This is a genomic window from Stenotrophomonas sp. Steno-Z10-HUANG (genome assembly GCF_056393075.1).
In genome coordinates this window covers 88,314-112,644 of record NZ_JBWJPA010000007.1, presented here as the reverse complement: position 1 = coordinate 112,644, position 24,331 = coordinate 88,314, and the positions used below count along the sequence as shown (strand labels likewise).

Genomic DNA, 24,331 nt, shown 5'->3' with positions numbered 1-24,331 from the left:
ATGAAGTTCTTCCTGTCAGGCCCCGTCGCGCATTGAAGTGCGCTCCTGCGGGTGCGTGGGTCATTGCGGCTTTTTGCGCCGCTGGCTGCGCGTGGGCCTGCGGGCGGCCGCGGCGCCATCGCCATCATTGCCACCGGCGGTACCGCCGCCGAGCTGCTCCAGCCACGACAACGCGTCGGTGTAGGCGACGAAATGCTGCAGGTAATCGGGGCAGACCTCGCGCATCAGCGCCATGGCGCGGTAGGTGAGCACGCTGGAATGCAGCGGGCCGGCGTCCTCGGGCAGGCCGTCGAGGCAGTGTCGCAGCAGGCCGTCGATGCGGATGCGGGTCCACAGCTGCTGGAACTCGTCCAGTACCGGCATCGGCGCGGCCAGATCGACGACCGGCACGGCGTCGCTGGCGTCGCCCGCTGCACCGGGTGCAGCCGGGGCGGCGGCCTGCGCCGGTGCCGCCGCCGGCCGCGCATGGCCGAACCGGTCCAGCAGCTGTCGCAGTGGGCTGGCGCCGGCGGCGTGCGTCGATCGCGGCAGCCCGGTGGGCGGTGGCAGTGCGGCATAGGCATCGGCCAGCTCCCGCAGGCGGGCGTCCAGGCGCTGCCGCAGCGCGCCGTCGTGGCGCGCCGCGTGCCGCGCCAGCGCGCGCATCAGCGCGAAGCGCAGCGGATCGATGCGGTCGGCGCCCTGCTGCTGCCAGGCTTCCAGCCGCGCGTGGACATCGCCGGCCTCAGCGGCCATCGGCCTTGCCATCGGGCGCGTGGCGCGGGATCGGCGCGATCTCCACGCGCCGGTTCTTCGCGCGGCCGGCCTCGTCGTCGTTGGAGCTGACCGGCTGCTCGGCGCCGAACGCGGCGGCGAACACCGACGACGACGGCACGCCGTCGGTGATCAGGGTGCGGGTGACGGTGAGCGCGCGCGCCGCCGACAGTTCCAGGTTGTCGGCGAAGCGGGCGTTGGCCGCGCGCACCGGCTGGTTGTCGGTGAAGCCGCTGACCATCAGGATCTCGTCGCGCGCGGACAGGTAGTCGCGCAGCGGCCCGGCGATGCTCTGCAGCAGCTCGCGGCCCTCGGGCTGCAGCTGGTCGGAGTTGAGCGCGAACAGCACGCTGCCGCTGATGCCGATGCGGCCGTCGATCACGGTCACCCGGCCGGCCGCCAGCGGCGCGGCCAGTGCCTGCTCCAGGGTCTTCAGCCGCGCGGCCTCGGCCTGGCGCTGCTTCACTTCCTCGTCCAGGCGGTTGTGCAGCAGCAGCTGGATGCCGATGACGCTGGCCAGGATCAGCACGAACGCGCCCAGCAGCACCGACATCAGGTCGCCGAACGCGGCCCAGGTGGTGGCGCTGGATTCGGCGTCGAACTCGATCTCGTCGCTCATGCGCCGGCGGCCCCGTCGCCGGTGCCGGCCAGTTGCTGCAGCTGGCCGATGATCTGCTTCTGCGACAGCATGCTCAGCTCGATCACTTCGCGTGCCTGCGCCACGTAGTAGGCGAGCTGCTCGTCGCTGCGCGCCAGCGATTTCTCCAGCGCCGATTCGATGGCCTGCAGGCGTTCATTGAGGCTGCCGGTGGCGTCGCCGAACGCCTGCACCGCGCCGCCGAATGCTTCGCCCAGGCTCGCCACTTCCAGCGCGCTGCCGGTGACGTGCGCGGCGGCGGCGTCGAGCCGCCCGGCCTCGCCTTCGACCTGCGCGCTGAAGCGGCTGCCCACGCGCTCCAGCAGCTCGGCCGAGGTCGAGACCAGCGCGTCGATGGCGCCGCGTTGTTCGTGCGATGCATGGTTGACCGCGTCGAGCAGGGTCTGCAGGGTCTCCAGCAGGCGCCCGCGCTCTTCCAGCATGGCGGTGTCGCGGACCATGCTGTCGGACAGCTTCTGGCGCAGCTCGGCGACCACTTCGGCGGCCGCGCGCGGCGCCTCGGACGCGGTGGCGACCAGCCGCCCGATCTCGGCCAGGGTATCGCGCGCCTGTGCCTGCGCCTGTGCGTGGATCGCCTGGGTGGTCTGTACCAGGGTGTCGCAGACCTGCTGCTGCTGCGCGGCGACCTGGGCGCTGCTGTGTTCCCAGCGCTGGCCGAATTCGCCGGTCAGCTGGGCGAAGGCATCGCGCCATTGCGCCAGGCGCTCGGCGTCGCGCGCCTGCAGGGCGCCCTGCAGTTCGCCATGCGAACGCTGCAGGGCGTCGATCATGGCGTCGCTGCGCCGGGCGAAGTCGGCGGCGGCGTCGGTCAGCGCCTGCGCGTTGCCGGCGATGCCCTCCAGCGCGCCGCCGGCCGCGGCCTGCAGCTGGGCCGAGACCTCGCCCGCGGTGCGTGCCAGCGCGTCGCACACCTGCTGCTGCTGCTGCGCGACCTGCGCGCCGTTGCGCTGCCAGTTCTCCTCCAGCGTGGCGAGCATCGCCGCCAGCGACTGCGACCAGTGCGCCAGCCGCTGTTCGTCGCGCGCGGCCAGTGCCGCCTGCAGTTCGCCGTGCGCCTGTCCCAGCGTGTCGACCAGCGCGCGTGCATGCCGGTCGAGGTGTTCGGCGGCGGCCACCAGCGCCTGCTCGTTGCGCTCGGCCAGCGCCACGTGGGCGTCGTGCTGGCGCGCCAGTGCGCTGTTCCAGGCGTCGGCGGTCCGGCTGCTGCTGTCTTCCAGCCGCGCCGCCACGCCGTCGACCAGCGCGGCCGAGCGCTGCTCGAAGGTGGCGGCGAATTGCTGCAGCGCCTGCTGCAGGCCATCGGCCAGTGCCGCGTTGCCGCGCTGCTGCTCGGCGACGGCGGCGCTCCAGCTCTCGCGCGCGGCGCTGGCCGCGCCCTGCACGGCACTGTCCAGGCCGTCGAGCTGGCGGTGCACGGCCTGTTCGATGGCCGCCTGCAGGCGGTCGGACTTCTGCGCCAGCGCGGCCATGGTGGTGTCCACCACCGGCTGCAGCGCGGCACCGACGGCGTTGGCCTGCTGGGCGATGCCGTCGCGCAGCGCCTGCTGCAGCGAACCGGCCAGCTGCGTCCATGCCGCCTCGCTGTGCTGGTGGAATGCCTGCTGGCTGGCCTGCAGGCGTTGCCCGGCGTCGTGCTGCTGCCGCTCCAGGGTGTCGGCCAGGGCCTGCAGGCGCTCGACCAGCGCCGGCATCAGCGCGTTCTGTTCCTGCAGCAGGCGGAAGGTCTCGCGGCGCTGTACCGCGTGCGACAGGTGCCCCAGGTGCGTGGCGATGCCCGCGTCGAGCTGCTGTACCGCCTGCGCGCGTTCGCGCCGCAGCAGCGCCGACAGCAGGCCCAGCGCGGCCGAGCTGGCGACGCCGGCGATGGAGGTGCCGAACGCGAAACCCAGGCCCTTGACCGGCGCGGCCAGCGAACTGCGGATGGCGTCCAGGTCGGTGGCGCTCTCCAGCGCCAGCCCGGTGCCGCGCAGGGTCGCCATCATGCCCAGCAGGGTGCCGAGCATGCCCAGCAGCACCAGCAGGCCAACCAGGTAGGGGGTCAACGCCGGTGCCGGCAGGCCGACGCGGTCGCCCTGGATGCGCAGCCGCACGCCGTGGCGCAGGCCCGGCTGCAGCCGCGACAGCCAGCCGTCGAGGTCGCCGGCGGCCTCGCCCAGCGATGGCAGCGCCTGCACCAGGGTGGCGGTGGCCTGCCGGTAGCGCAGCAGTTCGAAGCCGCCGGCCAGGTAGCACGCGGCGATCAGCGCGGCCACCGCGGCGGCCAGCGGATGGCTGCCGAGGTAGCCGATGCCGATCCAGCACACGGCCAGCAGGCCGGCCAGGAACACGACGGGAACGATGGGATTTCTGGACATGGAGAGGCGGTTACCGGGTGCGCAACGCGGCGAGCAGGCCGTCGATGGGGTGGAAGCGGACGTCCAGTTCGGCCAGCAGCGCGGTGCGCATGTCCTGGCGGAACCGTGCCAGCCAGGGGCCGGCGGCGGGAGCAGCGGGAGTGTCGTCCGCCGCGTCGGCGGCGGCGGTATCGGGGGTGTCCGGGGCGCCGGCATCGCGCAGCCGCTGGAAGTGCAGGCCGAGCAGGCCGGGGACGATCGCCAGCAGCGCCTGTTCGCGCGGGCTGAGCGTGGCTTCCATCACCGCGTCTACCTCGGCCAGGCGTGCCTTGGCCGGCGACTGCAGTGCCAGCATGTCGCGCAGGCGGCCGCGCAGCAGGCCGGTGGCCGCCTGCATCGCGCGCTGCGCGGCCAGGCAGTGCTGCCGGTAGGGCAGGTAGCCGGGGTCGACGTTGGCGGCGCTGGCGTCCTTGCGGCGTGGCGCGGACAGGTCGACGTCGGCGTCGATGGTATCCAGCAGCGAACGCCGCAGGCGCGCGCATTCGGCTTCCTGGGCGGTGTCGAAGGCGGGACCGTCGGCGGCGGCCGGCAGCCGGTTGTCCAGCGCGCGCGACAGGGTGATGGCGCGGTTCCAGTCGAACCATTGCGCCAGCCGCTCGGTCAGTACCGGCGGCGTGCGCGGGAGGTCGGCGTCGCCGAAGCGGGCCAGCAGGCGAATGAACGCCGGGCCCAGCACGGGCGCCCGTGTGGAAGCTTTCGCCATGGTCCTGACCGAAAAATCGGGCATTTTACATGGCCCGCCAGGGGGTGCCCCGGCAGCCCGCATTCATGCCTGGCCGGCGGGCCCGGGCGGCGTCACCGCGCGTGCCGCCTGAGCAGTTCCAGCAGCACCCCGGCCTCGTCCGCGCGCCGCGCCGGATCGGCCTCGGCCACGACATGGTCGCTGAGGTGGCCGGCCATCACCTCCAGCATCAGCCCGTGCATGGCGCCCTTGGCGGCGGCGATCTGCACCAGGACCGCGTCGCAGTCGTCGCCGGCTTCCAGCGCCTGCTGCAGCGCGGCCACCTGGCCGGCGATGCGACGCACCCGGGTGAGCAGCTTCTTCCTGTCGCGCTGGATATGGGCCATGGCCGGATCGTATACCCTATGGGGGTATCTGAGAAGGTGTCACGCCATGAATCCCGAAACCCTTGCCCGCTCCCGCCAGCACAGCCACGCGTTCAGCCATGGCAACCCGATGGCCGAAAAGAATACCCGCCGCGCCATGGCGCTGACCCTGATGATGATGGTGGTGGAGATCGCCGGCGGCTGGTGGTTCAACTCCATGGCGGTGCTGGCCGACGGCTGGCACATGAGCTCGCATGCGCTGGCATTGGGCCTGGCCGCGTTCGCCTACGCCTGCGCGCGGCGCTACCGCGACGACCCGCGCTTCGCCTTCGGCACCTGGAAGATCGAGATCCTGGCCGGCTACACCAGCGCGATCCTGCTGCTGGGCGTGGCCGGGCTGATGGCCTTCGAGTCGATCGCGCGGGTGTTCAAGCCCAGCCCGATCCACTACCAGCAGGCCATCGCCATTGCCGTGGTGGGGTTGGCGGTGAACCTGTTGTGCGCGTGGTGGCTGCGCGACCAGCACGACCACCACCACCACGACCATGGGCACCACCCCCCTCACCACCACCATGGCCACGAACCCCACGGCCACCATGAGCACGACCTCAACCAGCGTTCGGCCTACCTGCACGTGCTGGCCGATGCCGCCACCTCGGTGCTGGCGATCATCGCGCTGCTCGGCGGGCTGTACTTCAATGCGTCGTGGCTGGACCCGCTGATGGGTATCGTCGGCGCGGTGCTGGTATCGGTGTGGGCCTGGGGCCTGATCCGGCAGACCGGGTGGGTGCTGCTCGACGCGGAGATGGACGCGCCGGTGGTGGCCGAGATCCGCGAGGCGGTGGAACAGGGGCCGGTGCCGGCCCATATCAGCGACCTGCATGTCTGGCAGGTCGGCCGCGGCCGCTTCGCCTGCGCGATGGAAGTGGCGACCGTGCCGGGTGTCGACGCCGAGCTGTTCCACCGCGCGCTGTCGGTGCACGAGGAGATCGTGCACGTCACCGTGGAAGTGCGTAGCGCCGCGCCCTGAGCACGGCGGCGCTCAGATGACCCGCAGCGTGATCGCCTTGAGCACCGCGCGGGTACGGTCGCGGGTGTCGAGCTTGTCCAGGATGGCCGAGACGTAGTTCTTCACCGTGCCCTCGGCCAGGAACAGGCTGGCGGCGATCTCGCGGTTGCTGTAGCCGCCGGCCATCAGCCGCAGCACCGCCACTTCCTTCTGGCTGAACAGCTCGCGCGGCGCATCGTCGGCGTGGTAGCGATAGCGCTGGCGTACCGGGTCGGTGCTGACCGGTTGCAGCAGGGTCTGCCCGGCGACGATGCGCACGATGGCGTCGCGCAGGTCTTCCGGCGCGGCGTCCTTGAGCAGGAAACCCTGCGCGCCGGCCGCGGTGGCACGCAGCAGCAGGTCGCTCTCGTCGAAGGTGGTCAGGAACAGGCAGGGCGTCAGGTCCCCGCGCGCGCGCAGCGCCTGCAACGCCTGGATGCCATCCATGCCCGGCATGCGGATGTCGGAGACGATCAGCTGCACCGGCTGCTGCGCCAGGCGTGCCAGCAGCGCCTCGCCGCTGTCGGCCTCGAAGGCGATGTCGATGCCCTGTTGCTGCAGCAACGCGCGCAGGCCGGCGCGGATCAGGGCCTGGTCGTCGACCAGGGCGATGCGCGGGGCGCTGCTCATGCCGCGAACTCCGCCTGGATGTGCAGCGCGCCGTCCGGCTTGCGCCGCAGCTGCAGCCTGCCGCCGTGCTCGGCGACGCGTTCGCGCATGCCGGTCAGGCCGTTGCCCTCGCGCAGTTCGCCGCGCAGGCGCCCGTCGTCGTGCATGTCCAGCAGCAGGCGCCCGTCGTGCTGCCGCAGGGCGACGTGCAGCACCTGCGCGTCGCCGTGGCGCGCGCTGTTGGTCAGCGCTTCCTGCACACAGCGCAGCAGCGCCTCGGCCAGCGCGGTGTCGCGCACCCGCACGTTGTCGTCCAGCTGCAGGTGCAGGCGTGGCCGCGGCAGCGGCGCGGCCAGCGCGTGCAGGGCGGTGGCGATGTCCAGCCCGCCGCCGTCGCGCAGTGACTGCACCACGGCGCGGATGTCGCCCAGCAGTTCGGCGGAAAGCCGTTCGCACGACGCCAGCCCAGCCGGTGCGCCCGGCTGCGCGGCCAGCGCGCGCAGCTGCAGGCGCAGCGCGGTGAGCGTGTGCCCGGCGACATCGTGCAGGTCGCGCGACAGCCGCAGGCGCTCGGCGTCGCGCGAGCTTTCGGCCAGCAGCGCACGGGTGGCGAGCAGGTCGGCGTTGACCAGCGCCAGGCGGTCGCGGGCCAGCTCGGCGCTGCGCGCGTAGTGCGTGGTCAGCATGGCGAACGCCTGGAAGCCGGCGAAGATCATCACCACCACCCCGGCGTGCGCGTTGACCCCGTGCAGCACGGCGTACATGCCCAGGTCCAGCGCGGCGACCGCCAGCAGGGCGATGCGCAGCGGCCAGGTGGCGGCGACCTGCGCCGCCAGCATCACCAGCAGCGCCGGCGCCACCCCGCTGTAATGCGCCAGCCGTACCAGCGCCAGCGCCGCGACGGCTTCCACCAGCAGCAGCGCGGCGCGTTGCCAGGACGCCCGCGGCAGCGCCGTGGCCACCAGGAAGGCGGCCAGGAACAGCAGGGCACAGCCCCAGCGCCAGGGCAGCAGCGCGGTGTCGCCATAGGACAGGGTGAAGGCCACCGCACACCAGGTGAGCAGTCCGGCCAGATTGAGGGGGTGGAGAAGTCCGCGCCAGCGCGACTGCGAGCCGAGTTCCATGCATGCATGCTGGTGGGCGCGCCGGCCGGCGGCAAGGGGGACGCTGCAGAAAGTGACTTCCGGCAGGGTCCGGAGGTGACCACGGCGACTGCCGTGGCCGACGCCGTGCGACGAATCTGTGCACCAGCCGCCGCATTCCGCCGGCCGCCATCGGAGGATGTCATGCCTGGGTATTCGTTGTTCGTCGCGCTGCATGTGCTGGCCGGGGTGGTCGCGCTGGTCGGCTTCTGGTCGGCGGCGCTGATGAAGAAGGGCTCGCCGCGGCATCGTGCGCTGGGCAAGGTGTACCTGCTGGCGATGGCGGCGATCGTCGCCACCGCGCTGCCGATCACCGTGGAGTACGCCTGGTTCCGCAAGCAGCCGCTGTCGGCACTGTTCCTGGCCTACCTGATGGCCCTCACCGGCAACGCCGCCTGGCTGGCGTGGCGCGCGGTCACCGACAAGCGCGACTGGAAGCGGCTGGTGGCGCGCGTCGGCTGGAAACTGGCGCTGTGGCCGGTGCTGCTGCTGGCGCTGGCCACGCTGGTGGTCGGTGTCCGCCATGGCCAGCTGCTGTTCCTGGGCTTCTCCACGATCGGCCTGTGGGTGGGTGGGCGCATGTGGAAATTCGCCCGTCGCGGCCCGTCGCGCCTGGACTGGGCACTGCGCCAGCACTACCAGTCCATGCTGGGCGCGGGCATCGCCACCCACGTGGCGTTCCTCGGCATCGGCATGCGCCCGCTGTGGCAGTGGCTGCAGGCGCACGCCGCGGTGCCGCCGCTGCTGGTCGAGCTGTTCCCGTGGATGGCGCCGGTGGTGGTGGCGGTGGTCATCGGCCTCCGCCTGGACCGCAGGTACGGCCGCCGGACCATGCCCGCGCGGTGAGCCGCGGCGGGCGCCAGCTGCCAACGAAAACGCCGCCCGTGGGCGGCGCTTTGGTGTGCATGTCCCGCGATGCGCCGCTCAGACGTCGCCGCCGTCGGCCCAGCCTTCGCCGCTGCCGCGCTGCAACACCCGGTCGCCGTCCTGCACGTCGCCGGCCGGCAGGTGCGGCTGGTCGGCGAGCCGTGCGTAGAGCGGGGTGAAATCCGGCTCGGTCGCCGCCATCAGCTGCTCGAAGCTGTCGATCACGAAGTAGGTCTTCTGGAAGGTGTCGATGCGGTAGCGGGTACGCATGATCCGCTCCAGATCGAAACCGATGCGGTTGGGCGCCGCCGACTCCAGCGAATACAGCGACTCGCCCTTGGACGAGACGATGCCGGCGCCGTAGATGCGCAGGCCGTCGGCGGTGTCGATCAGGCCGAACTCCACCGTGTACCAGTACAGGCGGGTGAGGTTCTGCAGCGCGTCCGCACCGATGGCGTGCGCCTTGACGCCGCCGCGGCCGTAGGCGGCCATGTAGTCGGCGAATACCGGGTTCATCAACAGCGGCACGTGGCCGAACAGGTCGTGGAACAGGTCCGGCTCGGCGATGTAGTCGATCTGGTCGGGGCGGCGGATCCACCACGTCACCGGGAACCGGCGGTTGGCCAGGTGCTCGAAGAAGTCGAGCTCCGGCAGCAGTCCCTCCACGCCCACCAGGGTCCAGCCGGTGGCCGCGCCCAGTACCTCGTTGAGCTGGTCGAAGCGCGGGATCATGTGCTCGCTCATGCCCATCTCGTCCTGGGCATCGAGGAATTCGCGGCAGGCCCGGCCGACCAGCAGTTCGCGCTGGCGCCGGTACAGCGTGCTCCAGGTGGCGTGGTCGTCGGCGCTGTAGCCGTCCCACGGCTGCTCCACCACGGCGGTGGTGTAGACCGGCACATAGCCCTTGTCGGTCTGCTGGTGTTCTACGCGGCGCGGGGACGTGTCCATGGCGGCATTCCGGAAAGTGGATCGCCCTGATGGTAGAAATCCGGACGCGCAACAGGTGTGCGAAATTGCGCTTGGCAAGCGGCATGGCGCAAGATTGTTGCGTCGATTCAATGTTGCGGGGCAACAAAATGAACGCCATCTCCCTAGACCGCACCGATCTGCGCCTGCTGGCGGAGATCCAGCAGCAGGGTCGCGCCACCAATGCCGAACTGGCCACGCGGGTGAACCTCTCGCCGTCGGCCTGCCTGCGCCGGGTGCAGCGGCTGGAAGCGGACGGGGTGATCGCCGGCTACGGCGCGCGCCTGGAGCCGCGCGCCATCGGCCTGGGCCTGCAGGCGTTCGTGCGCGTGCAGTTGTCCAAGCACGGGCAGGCGGCGATCGGCCATTTCGTCGAGGCGGTGCAGTTGTGGGACGAAGTCGTGGCCTGCCATGCGCTCACCGGCGACATGGATTACCTGCTGCACATCTACGTGCGCGACCTGGACCACTTCTCGGCGTTCCTGCTCGACAAGCTGCTGGACGCCACCGGCGTGGCCGACGTCAATTCCAGCTTCGTGCTGCGTACCGTCAAGGAGTTCCGCGCGCTGCCGTTGTCGCAGCTCGGTCGCGGTTGACGCCGGCCGGCGCTGCCCGACGCACTGCGGCCGGGCGCCGGATCCACCGGTGATCGCCGTTGGCTTGATCGGCGTCATGGTGGTCGCGGGGGCCGGCGCCGACGATGGCGCCATCCCCACCCGGAGCACCTCCATGTCGATCCGCCTTGCTGCTGCCCTGCCTCTCCTGCTGGTCGCCGCCCCGGCGCTGGCGGCCGATGCCGGCGGAGCGCCGTTGCTGGACCTGCGCTACCGCTACGAGCATGTCGCGCAGGACGGCATCGCCCGCGACGCCGACGCCCACAGCGCCCGGCTGCGGCTGGGTTATCGCACCGCGCGCTGGCATGGCTGGTCGGCGCTGGGCGAGGTGGATGGCGTGGCCCACCTGGGCGGCGAACGCTTCAACGACACCCGCAACGGCCGCACCCGCTACCCGACCGTGGCCGACCCGGACTACGTCGAACTCAACCAGGCGCTGCTGCGCTACGACGGCGGCCACGGCAACGTGCAGCTGGGCCGCCAGCGCATCAACCTGGGCAACCAGCGTTTCGTCGGCGGCGTGGGCTGGCGCCAGAACGAGCAGACCTATGACGGCGCGATGATGGAACTGGCGCCGGCCGCGCGCTGGAAGCTGACCTACGCCTACGTGACCAACATCAACACCGTGTTCGGCCCGGACCAACCGCCGGCCCCCAGCCTCACCGCGCCGGCCAACATCCACGGCGACAGCCACCTGCTGCAGGCGCGGTTCGCGCCCGGCACGCAACTGGCGTTCACCGGCTACCACTACCGCCTGGACCTGGAGAACGTGGCGGTGGCCGCGGGCGCGCCGCGCGGCACGCTGTCGGCCGACACCACCGGCCTGCGCGTGCAGGGCAGCCACGGCGCCTTTGGCTACGTGCTGGAACATGCGCGCCAGGTCGATGGCCACGGCAACCCGTGGTCGCTGGACAGCCGCTACTGGCTGGGCGAGGCCAGCCATGCCGCCGGCGAGGTGAAAACCACGCTCGGCTATGAAGTGCTCGGCGCCGGTGCCGGTGGCCCCGGCAATCGCGCGTTCCAGACGCCGCTGGCGACCAAGCACGCCTTCCAGGGGTGGGCCGACCAGTTCCTGACCACGCCCGCCGATGGCCTGCGCGATGCGTATGCGGGCGTGGTGGTGCCGTTGGCCGGCGGCAAGGCGCAGGCGTGGTACCACGATTTCCGCAGCGATCGCGGCAGCTACCGCTACGGGCACGAACTCAACCTGTCGTGGGAGCGCGCGGTGCCGCAGCTCAAGGGCCTGAGCGTGCTGCTCAAGGCCGCGCGCTACCGCAGCGCCGACGCCGTGCGTACCCGCGATGCCGACAAACTCTGGGTGCAGCTGCAGTACACGCGGTCCTAGCCGCGGCGTGCCGCGCTCAGCGCGACGGCGCGGTGCAGCTGCCTTCCTTGCCGCGCAGCTTGTCCAGCCGCGAACGCCCGTCCAGGCAGCGCTGGTAGGCCTCGGCCGCGGCGGCGCTGGCCCGCGCATCGGCGTTGCGCGCGCTGGCCGCGTGCGCCTGCTGCAGGCGGGCGACGCCGGCGCGGATCTGCGGCATCGCCGCCATCGCCGCTTTCTCGCCCTCGAGGATGGCGCGCCCACGCTGTTCGAAATCGGCCGCGCCGATGTCCAGCACCTGCGGCAGGATCACCACGTCGGCACGCGCCAGCTCCTGCTCGCCCAGGCGCTGGCCCATGATCGCGATGGACTGGTTGACCGTGCCCAGCAGGCCGCTCGGGCGCTGCCCGCTGGCCTTGCTGGAAATGTCCACGGCGATGACGAACTCGGCGCCGAGCTGGCGTGCGGCATCCACCGGCACCGGGCTGACCACGCCGCCATCGACGAACGTCTTGCCGCCGATGGTGACCGGTTCGAACACCCCCGGGACCGCGCTGGACGCGCGCACCGCCTGGCCGACGTTGCCGCGCACGAACACCGCGCGCTCGCCGGTCTCCAGCTGCGTGGCCACCGCCGCGAACGGCTTCTTCAGCTGCTCGGCGGGCTTGTTGGCGACCTGTGCGTTGACGTAGTCCTGCAGCTTCTGGCCCTGGATCAGGCCGCCGGAGAACAGGCGCACGTCGCGGATGCTGGCCTGGTCCAGCGATACCGCCTTCTGCTGCATGTCGAAGGCATTCATGCCACTGGCGTACAGCGCGCCGACCACGCTGCCGGCACTGGTCCCCGACACCACCACCGGCTCGAAACCGTTGGCTTCCAGCATCTTGATCACGCCGATATGGGCGAAGCCCTTGGCCGCGCCGCCGCCCAGCGCCACGCCGATCTTCACCGGCTTGGCCGCGGTGACCGGCCGGCCCGCGGCCGGCGCCGCGGGCTTCACGTTCTCGCCGCCGCACGCGGCCAGCAGGCCGGACAGCGAAAGGGACAGCAGCAGGCGGACGGTGCGCGGCTTCATGATGAACGGGCGGGGGGCGTTGAAAAGGGCGCCAGCATAGCGCTTTGCGCCGGGCACGGGCCGCGCCGGCCGCGCGGCCGTTTAGGCGCCACTTCGTTGCCGCCGCGTAGTGGCGGTCAGACGTCGCCGGTCAGCAGCACCAGGCTGGCCAGCGACATCAGCCAGAACAGGCCGCCCGGCACCAGCCAGAGCCAGTTGGCCAGCGTCAGCCGCGCATTCGCCGCGCCCGCGGGGTCGCCGCTGGCCAGGTTGGCCGCGCGCTGCGCGTGGACCATCGCCAGGGTGCCGCCAGCCAGGCTCAGTACGATCAGCCCGAAACCCGGCCCGAATGGCAGCACCGAATCGGGGAGGCGGCTGATGATGCGGCCGCTGATCGCCGAGACCACGAACAACGTGGCCCAGGCGCCGGGTGACCAGGCATGGCGGCTGCCGGAGCGTTGCAGCCGCTGGTCGATTTCGCGGTTCAGGCCGTGGGCGAAGAAGATCGAGAAGAGGGCGCGCGGGACCGGCCAGATGTCGAGCTTCCCGTCGAGCTTGTGCAGCTTCCAGTGACGCCAGAACCAGTACAGCGAATACAGCCCCAGGGTGGCGAACGAGAGCAGTACCAGCTTGGTCACGGACACCACGTAGAACGGCGGCAGGCGCGGCCGTTCCGTGGGAGCGGCGACCAGCGCCGCCCGTGGTGCCGCGTAGACATCGTCCTGCGCGTCCATGCCACCCATCCATCCCTGCAGGTGATTGCGGCGAGTATGCGAGGGCCCGCGCACGCCGACAAGCGGCGCCGGCCCGCGCGCCGGCCTGTCCGGCCGCGGTGGCTCAGAACCGGTTGTCGCCGTCCAGGATGCGCCCCAGCCCGCCCAGCACCGAGCCTTCGCCGCGGCTCTGGCCGCCGCCCTGCGGTGCGGCCGCGTACATGCGCCCGGCCAGGCGCGAGAACGGCAGCGACTGCAGCCACACCTTGCCCGGTCCGGTGAGGGTGGCCAGGAATACGCCTTCGCCGCCGAAGAACATGCTCTTCAGGCCGGCCACGCGGCGCACGTCCATGTCCACCCCGGCGTGGTAGGCGACCACGCAGCCGGTATCCACGTCGATGCGCTCGCCGGCGGCCAGCTCGCGTTCGACCACGCAGCCGCCGGCGTGCACGAACACCCAGCCGTCGCCCTCCAGCTTCTGCATGATGAACCCCTCGCCGCCGAACAGGCCGGTCATCACCTTGCGCTGCAGGTGCACCCCGACCTGCACCCCGCGCGCCCCGGCCAGGAAGCTGTCCTTCTGGCAGATCAGCTTGCCGCCGTGCTCGTCGAGCTTCATCGGCAGCACGGTACCCGGGTAGGGCGCGGCGAAGGCGACCCTGGCCTTGCCCTGGCCGCCGTGCGTGTAGAGCGTGGCGAACAGGCTCTCGCCGGTGATCACGCGCTTGCCCGCCGACAGCAGCTTGTCCATGAGCCCGGCGCCCTCGCTTTCGTGGCGGCCGTCACCGAACACGGTATCCATGCGCACCGCCGCGTCCTTGTACATCAGCGCGCCGGCCTCGGCGATGGCGCTTTCGCCCGGGTCCAGCTCGATCTCCACGAACTGCATCTCGTGGCCGACGATGCGGAAGTCGATGTCATCGGCGCGGTTGCGGCGCCCGCCGACCGGCGGCGGCATCGGCGGTGGCGAGGCCTGCCCGCCGAGCTCGGGCAGCGACCCGGCCGGCTGCCAGCCCTGCAGCCCCTCGCGCCAGGCCAGGGCGTCACGGTGCAGCTGGGCGTGGCGGCGGGCGGCCTCGTCGTCGAGCGGGCCGATACGGTCGGAGTGTCCGGGGGTGTGGAAGTACCACTGGCTCATGGGCGTGCCTGGCGGGAAGAAGACCGCCAGTCTATGACGCGGTGGCGTGGGCAGGCACCTGCGATCGCTCCACCGGCCGCCGGCCGGTCAGCGCGCGTGCAGCGCCTTGTGCAATACGTCCAGCAACTGGCCGTCGTCCAGCCGCTGTTCCCAGTACATGATGCCGCCGAGCCGGTTGCGCCTGACGTACGCGGCCTTGATCGCCAGCGACTGCGGGTCGTCGTAGGTGATCAGCTGGCGGGTGGCGGGGTTCCACAGCCACGGCGCCTGCGCCTGGGGATCCCAGTGGCGCTCCCAGCCCGGCGCGCCGAGGCGGCCGCGCACGATCTCGCGCCAGTCGATGAAGCCGCCTTCGCTGCCGTACTTCCGGTACAGCCCGGCGTCGACCGGCTCCACGTCGCCGAAGCGGCGGCCATAGAACGGCACGCCGACATTGATCTTGTCCGCCGGCACGCCGGCCTCCAGGAAGTAGCGCACCGCGCCTTCGGTGGTACGCGCGCCCGCCGGCGCCCGCGCCGAACGGGCCAGCCCGCTGTGGTGGCCGGTGGTCGGGGTCAGGCTGCCGTGGAAGTCGTAGGTCATCAGGTTGATCCAGTCCAGCGAGCGGGCGATGCGCGGCAGTTCCAGGCCGTCGGCGAAGCGGCCCTCGGCGGCGGCGATGGTCAACAGGTAATGGCGCCTGCCGCCGCCTTCGCGGTCCAGGCGCGCGCGCAGCGCTTCCAGCAGCACGGTGAAATTGCGGCGGTCGTCCGGGCTGTGGCTGATGTCGGCGTCGCCCAGGGTCGGGTACTCCCAGTCGATGTCCAGGCCGTCCAGGTCGAAGCGGCGCAGCAGGGCGACGCCGCTGTCGATGAAGCGCGCACGCGCCGCTTCGGTGGCCGCGGCCTCGGAGAAGTTGCCGGCGCCCCAGCCGCCGATGGACAGCACGATCTTCAGCGCAGGGTTGTCGGCGCGATGCGCGACGAGCGCGTGCACGTGCGCCGGGTCGACCTTGTCGGGCAGGTACACGCTGCCATCGGGTGCGACTTTGGCGAAGGCGAAGTTGACCACGTCCAGCTGCGCGGCCGGCAGCCGCGGCGGCGTCGGACCGTCGGTCACGTAGCCGATCAGGCGGAAGGGCTGCGCCAGTGCGGTGGCGGCGAATGCGAGCAGCGCGGTCGCCAGCAGGGCACGCAGGCGGCGATGGGGTGCGGACATGGAAGGCCCCGGCATGGATCAGCGCCCCACTCTAGCCGCAACGGCGGACGCCGCCGCGTGCGGTAACGCCTGAAACCGTGTGAAGCGCGGCGGGGCGGGCGCACGCCGCCGGCCCTGCCCAGCCGCGCCCGGGTCAGCGCGCTTCGCGCAGACCGGTCGCCAGCGCCGCGGCTTCGGCGGCACAGTCGCGTGGCAGCGGTTGCGGGTGCCTGCGCGCGGCGGCGATTTCGCGCTTCGCCGCGTCCAGGTCGGCGCGGAACGCCGCGTTGTCGTGCAGGCGCGCGACCGTGGCCGCGCCCAACGCCTGGCCCTGCTGCACGTCGCTGTACCAGTGCACGTTGCACACCAGCCGGCTGTGGCCGTAGTTGCGGCCGCGCTCGAGCAGCGCGGTGGCTTGCCCGGGGGCGATCTCCGACAGGATCAACGCCCAGGCCCAGCCGATGGCGGTGTGCCCCGACGGGTAGGAGCCGCTGCCGCGCAGGTGCGGTTCGTCGTCCGGGGTACAGGTCGGCTGGCCGTTGACCATGAACGGGCGTGGCCGCTGGTACCGGTTCTTGGCCGCACGGGTGGCCGCGCTGGCGTCGATCAGGCTGCGCTGCAGCAGGCGGTACAGGGCCGGCGTGTGCGTGTCGTCGACCGCCAACCCCAGCGCGCAGCTGAACTGCCCGGCGCCGGCGGGAAAGCGCAGGTCGGCGTCGGCGCCGGCCTGGGTGAAGCGCGCGCTGCCGCGCAGTGCGATGGCCTCGCCGGCGACGGCATCGTCCAGCGCCGCCCAGGCCGAGCCCGGCGCGGGCGGTGGCGGGCTCAGTGCCAGGCTGTCGGGAATCGCGTCCGCCTGCAGGTAACCGGTGGGCGCCGGTGCAGCCGGCGCGTCGTGGCCGGGGGCGTGCCGGGCAGGCGTACCGGCGCAGCCGGCGAGCGCGACGGCCAGGACGGTGACCGCGCCCAGGCGCAGCGCAAACGGGGAACGTGACATCAACGCGGGCATGGTCGGCGGAACGGACCGGCATCATCGCACCGATGCCCCCGCCGACCTAGATGGCGCGGGCCCACGCGCTCAGCCGGCCGTCTTCCTCCTGCACCTCGATCGGGCCGCCGAACACCTCCGACAGCGGGCCCGCGCGCAGCAGCTCGCCGCGCGTGCCGTCGGCGAAAATGCGCCCGCCCTTCATCAGTACCACCCGCTGGATCTCGGGGATCACCTCCTCGATGTGGTGGGTGACCAGCACCAGGGTGATGCCCTGCCCGGCGAGGTGGCGGAGGCTGTCGATCAGGTGCTGGCGCGATACCAGGTCCAGGCCGGTGGACGGCTCGTCGAGCAGCAGTGCACGCGGCTGGTTGACCAATGCGCGGGCGATCAGCACGCGGCGGGTCTCGCCGGCGGAAAGTTCGGCGTAGCTGCGGCCGAGCAGCGGCAGGGCGCGCGCCAGTGCGAGCGCCTGGCGCGCGCGCTCGCGCATGCTGTCGGTGACGTCGCGGTGCGCCGGCACCACGTAACTGGCGAAGAAGCCGGAGATCACCGCCTCCTCCACCCCCAGCCCGGGCATGTCGGCCAGGTTGCCGGACAGGTCGCCGCTGACGATGCCCAGCTGCGCGCGCAGCCGGTCCACCTGCCAGCGGGTCTGGCCCAGCACCTTGACCGGCACATGGCCGTCGGCGCGCGCCAGCGGGTACAGCTCGCGGGTGATCAGCTTGATGAAGGAGGACTTTCCGCAGCCGTTGGGGCCGAGGATGGCGGTGTGCTGGCCCTGCTCGATGCGCAGGGCCAGGTCGTGCAGGACCCGGACCTGGCCGCGGACGACGCAGGCGTGGTCGAGCTCGATCAGGGGGGCCGCGGTGGCGGCGGTGGCGGTGGACATCGTTCAGGCGGGAGTGGGCGGGGGGCGGCGCAGCTGAAGGATTGGACCAAAGTCGGGCGCCGGGTGGATGAAGTTTGCCGCCGCAGGCCCCATCATGTGTATCCACAGTTTCATCCGCCACCGAACGGCCTGGAGTTCCGCGATGCCCGATACCCTCCTCGACTTCCTCACCGGCGGCGTCGCCGGCCTGGGCTGGTGGGGCATGCTGGCAGTGCTGCTGGTGTTCACCCAGCTCACCATCTTCGCGGTCACCCTGTACCTGCACCGCAGCCAGGCCCACCGCGGCGTGGACTTCCACCCGCTGGTCGCGCACTTCTTCCGCTTCTGGACCTGGCTGACCACCTCGATGATCACCCGCGAGTGGGTGGCCATCCATCGCAAGCACCACGCCAAGGTGGAAACCGACGAGGACCCGCACAGCCCGGTGACCAAGGGCATCGGCCGCGTGTTCTGGCGCGGCGTCGAGCTGTACCGCGAGGCCCGCACGATGCGCGCCGACATCGAGCAGTACGGCCGCGGCGCGCCCGAGGACTGGATCGAACGCCGGCTCTACACCCCGCACGCCAACCTCGGCCCGGTGGTGCTGTTCGCGCTGAACTTCGTGCTGTTCGGCCTGCCGGGCATCGCCCTGTGGGCGATCCAGATGGCATGGATCCCGTTCTGGGCCGCCGGCGTGGTCAACGGCCTGGGCCACTGGTGGGGTTACCGCAACTTCGAATCGGCCGACACCTCGACCAACCTGACGCCGTGGGCGTTCTGGATCGGCGGCGAGGAGCTGCACAACAACCACCACGCCTTCCCCAGTTCGGCGCGCTTCTCGATGCGCCGCTGGGAGTTCGACATCGGCTGGCAGGCGATCCGCCTGCTGCAGGCGCTGGGCCTGGCCAAGGTGCTGCGCGTGGCGCCGACCATGGACATCCGCCCGAACATCGCCGTGCCCGATACCGACACCCTCAAGGCACTGCTGTCGCACCGCTTCCAGGCGATGACCGATTACCAGCGCAACGTGTTCGCCCCGGCCCTGCGTGAAGAGGCGGCCGCCGCCGGCGCCAAGCTGCGCAAGATGCTGCCGCGGCGCATGCGCAAGGGCCTGGTCAATGACGGCCGCTGGCTCAAGCCGGCCTGCCGCGAGCAGCTGCAGCAGTGGGTGAGCCAGCGCCCGCGCATCCAGCTGCTGGTGGAGCACCGTGCGCGCCTGTCGGCACTGCTGGAGGCGCGCACCCATGACGCCGCCGAGCGCCTGCGCCACCTGCAGCAGTGGTGCCACGAGGCCGAGGCCAGCGGCGTGGCCGCGCTGCAGGCCTATGCGGCGCGGCTGAAGGGTTACTCGCTCAACGCGGCATGACCACCCGCGCCGCCGCACCGGGCCATGGGCGCCGCCCCGCGCGGCGCCTGCCGGCCCTGCTGGCGGCGCTGCTGCCCTGGGCCGCACCGGCACAGGTGCAGGACGCCGGCGACTACCTGCGGCGCATGGATCTGGATGGCGACGGCCGGGTCGCGCCGGACGAATACCTGCGATGGATGCGCTACGCCTTCGAGCGCATGGACCGCGACGGCAACGGCGTGCTGGAGCCGGCGGAACAGCCCGGCGGCCGCGGCCGGCCGATCACCCGCGACCAGCACGAGCAGGCGATCCTCGCCCGATTCCACCGGCAGGATGCCAACGGCGATGGCTTCCTGGATGCACGCGAGCTGATGGCGCCGCCGCGTTGACCGTGGCTCTCCCGGCCTGGCGGGGCCAGCCCCGCACCCGCGCTGTTTGCAGTGGCCTGCGTCGTAGATGCGGGGCTTGCCGCGCATGCAGCATTCCCGGTGAAGCCGCACCCGCGGCAAGCCCGCCTCTGCCGGTGGCCTGCCGCCTGCCCGGAGCGACAGCGCGGCGCGGTGGCGTGGTCCCACGCCTACAATGGCCGCCATGCCCGAACTGCCCGAAGTAGAAACCACCCGCCGCGGCCTGGAACCGCACCTGCAGGGGCGCCGCATCCATGGCGTGATCCTGCGCCGGCCGGACCTGCGCTGGCCGATTCCACCGGACATCGAGCGGGCGTTGCCCGGCCAGCGCATCGCCGCGATCCGCCGCCGCGCCAAGTACCTGCTGCTCGATACCGATGCCGGCAGCGCGCTGCTGCACCTGGGCATGTCCGGCAGCCTGCGCGTGCTGCCCGGCGACACCCCGGTGCGCGCGCACGACCACGTCGACATCAGCCTCGAGGACGGGCGCCTGCTGCGTTTCAACGACCCGCGCCGGTTTGGCTGCCTGCTGTGGCAGCCGCCGGGCCAGACCCACGAACTGCTGCGCGGGCTCGGCCCCGAGCCGCTGGACGCGGCGTTCGACGGCGACTACCTGTTCGCGCGCAGCCGCGGCCGCAGCGCACCGGTCAAGACCTTCCTGATGGACCAGCGCATCGTCGTCGGCGTCGGCAACATCTATGCCGCCGAAAGTCTGTTCATGGCCGGGATCAATCCGCTGCGCGAGGCCGGCAAGGTGTCGCGCGAGCGCTACCAGCGCCTGGCCACCGCGGTGAAGGACATCCTCGGCCATGCCATCACCCGCGGCGGCACCACCCTGCGCGATTTCATCAGTCCCGACGGCGCCCCCGGCTACTTCGAGCAGGAGTTGTCGGTGTACGGACGCGAGGGCCAGGCCTGCGTGCGCTGCGGGCGCCCGCTGCGCCATGCCAGCATCGGCCAGCGCGCCAGCGTGTGGTGCGGCCACTGCCAGCGCTGAGCGGCCGCGGCGGGCCGGCGCGCGGCCGGGCCCGCCTTCACCCGCGGCTTACCTTCGTTCACCCGCCGCTGCCTATCATCCGCCCACCCCTTACCGGACGACCGCATGGATCGACGCGACTTCCTCCAGCGCGCCTCGCTGGCCCTGGCCGCTTTCGGACTGCCGGCGCTGCCGGCCTGCGCCGCCGCCGAACGGCAGGTGGGCCTGCGTCGCATCGGCCAGCCGCAGCCGTTCGACTTCGCCGCGCTCAAGGGCCAGGCGCGCGCGCTGTCGCAGGCACCGTACCGCAGCCACAAGCGCACCCTGCCGCCGGAAGTGGAGGCGCTTGACTGGGACCAGTACCAGTCCATCCGCTACCGCCAGGACCACGCGCTGTGGGCCGACCAGCCCGGCAGGTTCCAGGCCAGGTTCTTCCACCTGGGCCTGTACTTCCATTCGCCGGTGCGCATGTTCGACGTGGTCGACGGCCAGGCGCAGGAGATGGCCTACGACGGCGCCGCGTTCGATTACGGCAACAGCGGCATCCACGGCGGGCGGCTGCCGCCAGACCTGGGCTTCGCCGGCTTCCGCCTCAACACCCGCAGCGACACCGAGCGCGACTTCGCCGCGTTCCTGGGCGCCAGCTACTTCCGCGCGGTGGGCAAGGAGGGCCAGTACGGCCAGTCCGCGCGCGGACTGGCGATCGACACCGGTACCGGCAGGCCGGAGGAATTCCCCGATTTCATCGCCTACTACCTGGAACAGCCCGCGCGCGATTCGGACACCGTGGTCGTCTATGGCCTGCTGGATTCGCCGAGCGTGGCCGGCGCCTACCGCTTCGCCATCACCAACGGCGACGTGCTGCTGATGGACATCGACAGCGCGCTGTACCCGCGCCGCGAGATCGAGCGGCTGGGCATCGCCCCGTGCACCAGCATGTACCAGGTGGGCGAGAACGACCGCCGCATGGCCTGGGACTGGCGCCCGGAGATCCACGATACCGACGGCCTGTCGATGTGGAGCGGCGCCGGCGAGTGGATCTGGCGCCCGCTGTGCAACCCGGCGCAGCTGCGCTTCAACATGTTCGTGGACAACAACCCGCGCGGCTTCGGCCTGCTGCAGCGCGACCGCGATTTCGACCATTACCAGGACGACGGCGTGTTCTACGAGAAGCGCCCGTGCCTGTGGGTCGAGCCGAAGGGGCAATGGGGCGAGGGCTCGGTGCAGCTGGTGGAGATTCCCACCGTCGACGAGACCTTCGACAACATCGTCGCGTTCTGGAACCCGAAGCAGAAGCCGCAGCCGGGGCAGGAACTGCTGGTCGGCTACCGGCTGTACTGGGGCGCGCAACCGCCGGCGCGGCCGCCGCTGGGCTACTGCGTGGCCAGCCGCACCGGGCTGGGCGGGGTGATCGGCAAGAAGCGCGAGTACTTCTCCTGGCGCTTCGCGGTGGACTTCGAGGGCGGCGACCTGGCCAGCCTGATCGACAAGGCCGAGGTCGAGGCGGTGGTGCAAGCCAGCAGTGGCCGGGTGGAAGTGGTGTCGGCCCGGCCGCTGCGCGAGATCAACGGCTACCGCGCCATGTTCGACCTGGTGCCGCCCGACAACGGGACCGGGCAGATCGACATCCGACTGTACCTGCGCAGCGGCGGCAGGGCCCTTACCGAGACCTGGCTGTACCAGTACAACCCGCCGCCGGCGGACCAGCGCACGCTGTACTGAGCCGCCGCGTCCCGGCATGTCCGGCAGTGTGCGGCCGGGGGCTGCGGCGCAACGGCCGGGCCGTCGGCCGGCACCGTGCACGCGCGCTGACCGGTGCATCGGCAGGCATCCGTTGACAGCATCGCCGGATCGCGCCTAAAACGGCCGACGGTCCGTCGCCGCCCGGGGAAGGCGCATGGCGCGAGGCGACCGTAGCGCAAGGGCCCTCCACGGCGCCGCAAGGGCGGACCTGGCGCGCCCGCGGTGACGACGACAACGAGATCGGGATGCCATGACGCAGAAAACCCGCTGGTCGCAGTTCGGTGTGCTCATCACGGTGTTTTTTTTCTGGGGCTTCGTCGCCGCCAGCAACGACATCCTGATCCCGGTCTTCCAGAAGGCCTTCAACCTCAGCCACGCGCAGAGCCAGCTGGTGTCGTTCGCGTTCTACATCGCCTACACGGTCGGCTCGCTGGCCTATTTCGGCGTCTCCCGGCTCGCGGGCCAGGACCTGCTCAACCGCATCGGCTACCGCAACGGCATCTGCCTGGGCCTGCTGGTGTCGGCACTGGGCACGCTGCTGTTCTATCCGGCGGCCAACAGCGGCTCGTTCGTGCTGATGCTGTCGGGCCTGTTCATCGTCGGCCTGGGGTTCTCGCTGCAGCAGATCGCGGCCAACCCGCTGGCCATCGTGATGGGCAATCCGGCCACCGGCGCGCAGCGCCTGACCCTGGCCGGTGGGGTCAACAACTTCGGCACCACCATCGGCCCGCTGCTGGTCAGCGTGGCGATCTTCGGCAGCGTGGCCAGCGGCAACACCGAAGCCAGCATCGAGAGCGTCAAGATGCCCTACCTGGTGCTGGGCGCGGCCTTCGTGCTGGTGGCGCTGTTCCTGAAATTCTCCTCGGTGCCCAACCATATCGACCTGGAGGGCGTCGCCCGCAGCGAGGCGCAGGACACCGCCAGCCTGGCGCACCGGTCCTCGGCGTTCGCCTACCCGCAGCTGCTGCTGGGCATGCTCGCGATCTTCCTCTACGTCGGGGTGGAAGTGTCCACCGGCGCGCACCTGCCGGCCTACATGCGCGAGCACCTGGGCGTGGACACGGCCGCGGTCGCGCCCTACGTGTCGCTGTACTGGGCCAGCCTGATGATCGGCCGCTGGACCGGCGCCGCCGGCGCGTTCGAGATTGCCGGCGGCGCCAGGCGCATGCTGACCCTGGTCCTGCCGTTCGTCGCCTTCGGCGTGTTCCTGGCGGTGAACGCGGCGCTGCGCCACGAGGTGGCGCAGTTCTACGGCTATGCCGGGGTGATCGTGGTGATGATCGCCGCCACCCTGCTCAGCCGCGGCAACCCGGCGCGGATGCTGCTGTACTTCGCCTTGTGCGGCATCGCCGCGCTGCTGGTGGGCATGGCCAGCGACGGCCGCACCAGCGCCATGGCCTTCATCAGCTCGGGCCTGTTCTGCAGCACCATGTGGCCGTGCGTGTTCGCACTGGCCATCGCCGGGCTCGGCCGCCATACCAACCAGGGCAGCAGCCTGCTGGTGATGATGATCATGGGCGGCGCGCTGGTGCCGCTGCTGCAGGGCGTGCTGGCCGACACCGCCGGCATCCACATGAGCTTCTGGGTGGGCGTGGCGTGCTTCGCCTACCTGGCGTTCTACGCGCTGCGCTCGGCCGCGATCCTGCGCCGCCAGGGCATCGACCTGGACCGGCTGGCCGCCGAAGGCGGGCATTGAGCCCGCCGCTGGCCAGCCGCCGCGCCGGCCGCGGATGCCGGCGCCACGGCCGTGCCGTCACAGGGGCAGCGGCGCCTGCATCGGTTCGATCCGGCCCTCGCCGCGGGTGATCTTCTTGAACTCGGCGCGGCTGACCGACACGTAGCGGTCGTTGCCACCGATCTCCACCTGCGGCCCGTCCTGCACCGCGAAGCCGTTCCCGTCCACGCGCACGGTCATGGTCGCCTTTTTGCCGCTGTGGCAGATGGTCTTGATCTCCTGCATCTCGTCGGCCCACGCCAGCAGGTACTGGCTGCCCTCGAACAGCTCGCCGCGGAAATCGGTGCGCAGGCCGTAGCACAGCACCGGGATGCGCAGCTGGTCCACCACCTCGCTCAGCTGCCACACCTGCGCCTTGGTCAGGAACTGCGCCTCGTCCACCAGCACGCAGCCCAGTCGCCCGTGCGCGGCGATGTCGCCTTCGACCAGGCGCTGCAGGTCGGTGTCGTGGTCGAAAGCGGTGGCCTCGGCCTGCAGGCCGATCCGCGAGGCGACCACGCCGTGGCCGGCGCGGTGGTCCAGGCGCGGGGTCAGGATCGCCACGCGCATGCCGCGTTCGCGGTAGTTGTGCGCCGATTGCAGCAAAGTGGTGGTCTTCCCGGCGTTCATCGCCGAGTAGTAGAAGTAGAGCTTGGCCATGAAGCAGAAGTGAGTGAAGAGGAGTGAGGAGTGAGTAAAGGCAACAGCCAGCCCCGCAGGATGACAGAATACCCGCCGCGGAGGCGCCCCTGCTTTTTCTCACTACTGACTCCTCTTCACTCACTCCT

The 24,331-nt window shown here is 71.5% G+C and carries 24 protein-coding genes; 9 read left to right on the top strand and 15 right to left on the bottom strand.

Annotated features, from left to right (window positions below):
• Positions 1-60: 60 nt before the first annotated feature.
• The 5 genes from AC06E6_RS11180 to AC06E6_RS11160 form a co-directional block, all read right to left on the bottom strand.
• Positions 61-735, bottom strand: a complete 675-nt coding sequence (locus AC06E6_RS11180) for a DUF2894 domain-containing protein (RefSeq protein WP_478061349.1) — start codon at positions 733-735, stop codon at positions 61-63.
• Entirely contained in the window at positions 725-1,372 is a 648-nt protein-coding gene (locus AC06E6_RS11175) for an OmpA family protein (protein ID WP_104940027.1), read from the bottom strand. Before AC06E6_RS11175 ends, AC06E6_RS11180 begins: the two co-directional genes overlap by 11 nt.
• Entirely contained in the window at positions 1,369-3,765 is a 2,397-nt protein-coding gene (locus tag AC06E6_RS11170) for a DUF802 domain-containing protein (RefSeq protein ID WP_478061347.1), read from the bottom strand. The genes AC06E6_RS11175 and AC06E6_RS11170 overlap by 4 nt, the downstream gene beginning before the upstream one ends.
• Before the next feature lie 10 nt (positions 3,766-3,775).
• Positions 3,776-4,507: a DUF3348 domain-containing protein gene (locus AC06E6_RS11165; protein WP_478061345.1), complete on the bottom strand. Its 732-nt coding sequence runs from the start codon at positions 4,505-4,507 to the stop codon at positions 3,776-3,778.
• A 92-nt stretch (positions 4,508-4,599) separates the two neighbouring features.
• Positions 4,600-4,872 (bottom strand): metal/formaldehyde-sensitive transcriptional repressor, encoded by a 273-nt coding sequence (locus AC06E6_RS11160; protein WP_104940024.1) that lies wholly within the window; start codon positions 4,870-4,872, stop codon positions 4,600-4,602.
• A gap of 46 nt (positions 4,873-4,918) precedes the next feature.
• Here AC06E6_RS11160 and dmeF point away from each other — a divergent pair, with 46 nt between their 5' ends.
• Positions 4,919-5,881, top strand: coding sequence for a CDF family Co(II)/Ni(II) efflux transporter DmeF (gene dmeF / locus AC06E6_RS11155; protein ID WP_478061343.1), 963 nt, complete (start codon positions 4,919-4,921; stop codon positions 5,879-5,881).
• A 12-nt stretch (positions 5,882-5,893) separates the two neighbouring features.
• On the opposite strand, the gene AC06E6_RS11150 is transcribed toward dmeF, so the two are convergent.
• Positions 5,894-6,529 (bottom strand): response regulator transcription factor, encoded by a 636-nt coding sequence (locus AC06E6_RS11150; RefSeq protein ID WP_293758892.1) that lies wholly within the window; start codon positions 6,527-6,529, stop codon positions 5,894-5,896.
• Complete coding sequence (locus tag AC06E6_RS11145) at positions 6,526-7,632, bottom strand: sensor histidine kinase (RefSeq protein ID WP_478061341.1); 1,107 nt, start codon at positions 7,630-7,632, stop codon at positions 6,526-6,528. Before AC06E6_RS11145 ends, AC06E6_RS11150 begins: the two co-directional genes overlap by 4 nt.
• A gap of 162 nt (positions 7,633-7,794) precedes the next feature.
• On the opposite strand from AC06E6_RS11145, the gene AC06E6_RS11140 reads away from it, so the two are divergent.
• A complete protein-coding gene (locus tag AC06E6_RS11140) occupies positions 7,795-8,496 on the top strand; it encodes a hypothetical protein (RefSeq protein WP_478061339.1) in 702 nt (233 codons plus the stop codon).
• Positions 8,497-8,574: 78 nt separating this feature from the next.
• Here AC06E6_RS11140 and phhA read toward each other — a convergent pair whose 3' ends face one another.
• A complete protein-coding gene (gene phhA / locus AC06E6_RS11135) occupies positions 8,575-9,465 on the bottom strand; it encodes a phenylalanine 4-monooxygenase (protein WP_312344805.1) in 891 nt (296 codons plus the stop codon).
• Positions 9,466-9,593: 128 nt separating this feature from the next.
• Here phhA and AC06E6_RS11130 point away from each other — a divergent pair, with 128 nt between their 5' ends.
• Entirely contained in the window at positions 9,594-10,079 is a 486-nt protein-coding gene (locus tag AC06E6_RS11130) for an Lrp/AsnC family transcriptional regulator (RefSeq protein WP_161614570.1), read from the top strand.
• A gap of 133 nt (positions 10,080-10,212) precedes the next feature.
• The gene (locus tag AC06E6_RS11125; RefSeq protein ID WP_478061337.1) at positions 10,213-11,442 is read left to right on the top strand and encodes an alginate export family protein; all 1,230 of its coding nucleotides are present in this window, start codon (positions 10,213-10,215) and stop codon (positions 11,440-11,442) included.
• Between the two features lie 16 nt (positions 11,443-11,458).
• Here AC06E6_RS11125 and AC06E6_RS11120 read toward each other — a convergent pair whose 3' ends face one another.
• The 6 genes from AC06E6_RS11120 to AC06E6_RS11095 form a co-directional block, all read right to left on the bottom strand.
• Positions 11,459-12,493: a patatin-like phospholipase family protein gene (locus AC06E6_RS11120; RefSeq protein WP_240213056.1), complete on the bottom strand. Its 1,035-nt coding sequence runs from the start codon at positions 12,491-12,493 to the stop codon at positions 11,459-11,461.
• Between the two features lie 116 nt (positions 12,494-12,609).
• Positions 12,610-13,206, bottom strand: coding sequence for a hypothetical protein (locus tag AC06E6_RS11115; protein WP_478061334.1), 597 nt, complete (start codon positions 13,204-13,206; stop codon positions 12,610-12,612).
• Between the two features lie 103 nt (positions 13,207-13,309).
• Complete coding sequence (locus AC06E6_RS11110) at positions 13,310-14,323, bottom strand: TIGR00266 family protein (RefSeq protein ID WP_478061332.1); 1,014 nt, start codon at positions 14,321-14,323, stop codon at positions 13,310-13,312.
• Between the two features lie 87 nt (positions 14,324-14,410).
• On the bottom strand, positions 14,411-15,520 hold the full coding sequence (locus tag AC06E6_RS11105) for a glycoside hydrolase family 18 protein (RefSeq protein WP_293758908.1): 1,110 nt from the start codon (positions 15,518-15,520) through the stop codon (positions 14,411-14,413).
• A 133-nt stretch (positions 15,521-15,653) separates the two neighbouring features.
• The gene (locus tag AC06E6_RS11100; protein ID WP_240213062.1) at positions 15,654-16,496 is read right to left on the bottom strand and encodes an acid phosphatase; all 843 of its coding nucleotides are present in this window, start codon (positions 16,494-16,496) and stop codon (positions 15,654-15,656) included.
• A gap of 58 nt (positions 16,497-16,554) precedes the next feature.
• A complete protein-coding gene (locus tag AC06E6_RS11095; protein WP_313255958.1) occupies positions 16,555-17,379 on the bottom strand; it encodes an ABC transporter ATP-binding protein in 825 nt (274 codons plus the stop codon).
• Positions 17,380-17,521: 142 nt separating this feature from the next.
• Between AC06E6_RS11095 and AC06E6_RS11090 the strand changes: the two genes are divergently transcribed.
• From AC06E6_RS11090 to AC06E6_RS11070, 5 genes are all read left to right on the top strand, one after another.
• The gene (locus tag AC06E6_RS11090) at positions 17,522-18,724 is read left to right on the top strand and encodes a DesA family fatty acid desaturase (RefSeq protein ID WP_104940013.1); all 1,203 of its coding nucleotides are present in this window, start codon (positions 17,522-17,524) and stop codon (positions 18,722-18,724) included.
• A complete protein-coding gene (locus AC06E6_RS11085) occupies positions 18,721-19,092 on the top strand; it encodes an EF-hand domain-containing protein (RefSeq protein ID WP_104940012.1) in 372 nt (123 codons plus the stop codon). The genes AC06E6_RS11090 and AC06E6_RS11085 overlap by 4 nt, the downstream gene beginning before the upstream one ends.
• 202 nt (positions 19,093-19,294) lie before the next feature.
• Positions 19,295-20,107 (top strand): bifunctional DNA-formamidopyrimidine glycosylase/DNA-(apurinic or apyrimidinic site) lyase, encoded by an 813-nt coding sequence (gene mutM, locus AC06E6_RS11080; RefSeq protein ID WP_293758913.1) that lies wholly within the window; start codon positions 19,295-19,297, stop codon positions 20,105-20,107.
• 105 nt (positions 20,108-20,212) lie between these two features.
• Positions 20,213-21,808, top strand: a complete 1,596-nt coding sequence (locus AC06E6_RS11075; RefSeq protein WP_478061329.1) for an OpgD/OpgG family glucan biosynthesis protein — start codon at positions 20,213-20,215, stop codon at positions 21,806-21,808.
• A gap of 271 nt (positions 21,809-22,079) precedes the next feature.
• Complete coding sequence (locus AC06E6_RS11070) at positions 22,080-23,525, top strand: MFS transporter (RefSeq protein WP_240213066.1); 1,446 nt, start codon at positions 22,080-22,082, stop codon at positions 23,523-23,525.
• Positions 23,526-23,582: 57 nt separating this feature from the next.
• Here the strand turns inward: AC06E6_RS11070 and AC06E6_RS11065 are convergent, their stop codons facing one another.
• Positions 23,583-24,203 (bottom strand): thymidine kinase, encoded by a 621-nt coding sequence (locus AC06E6_RS11065; RefSeq protein WP_104940008.1) that lies wholly within the window; start codon positions 24,201-24,203, stop codon positions 23,583-23,585.
• Positions 24,204-24,331 lie beyond the last annotated feature (128 nt).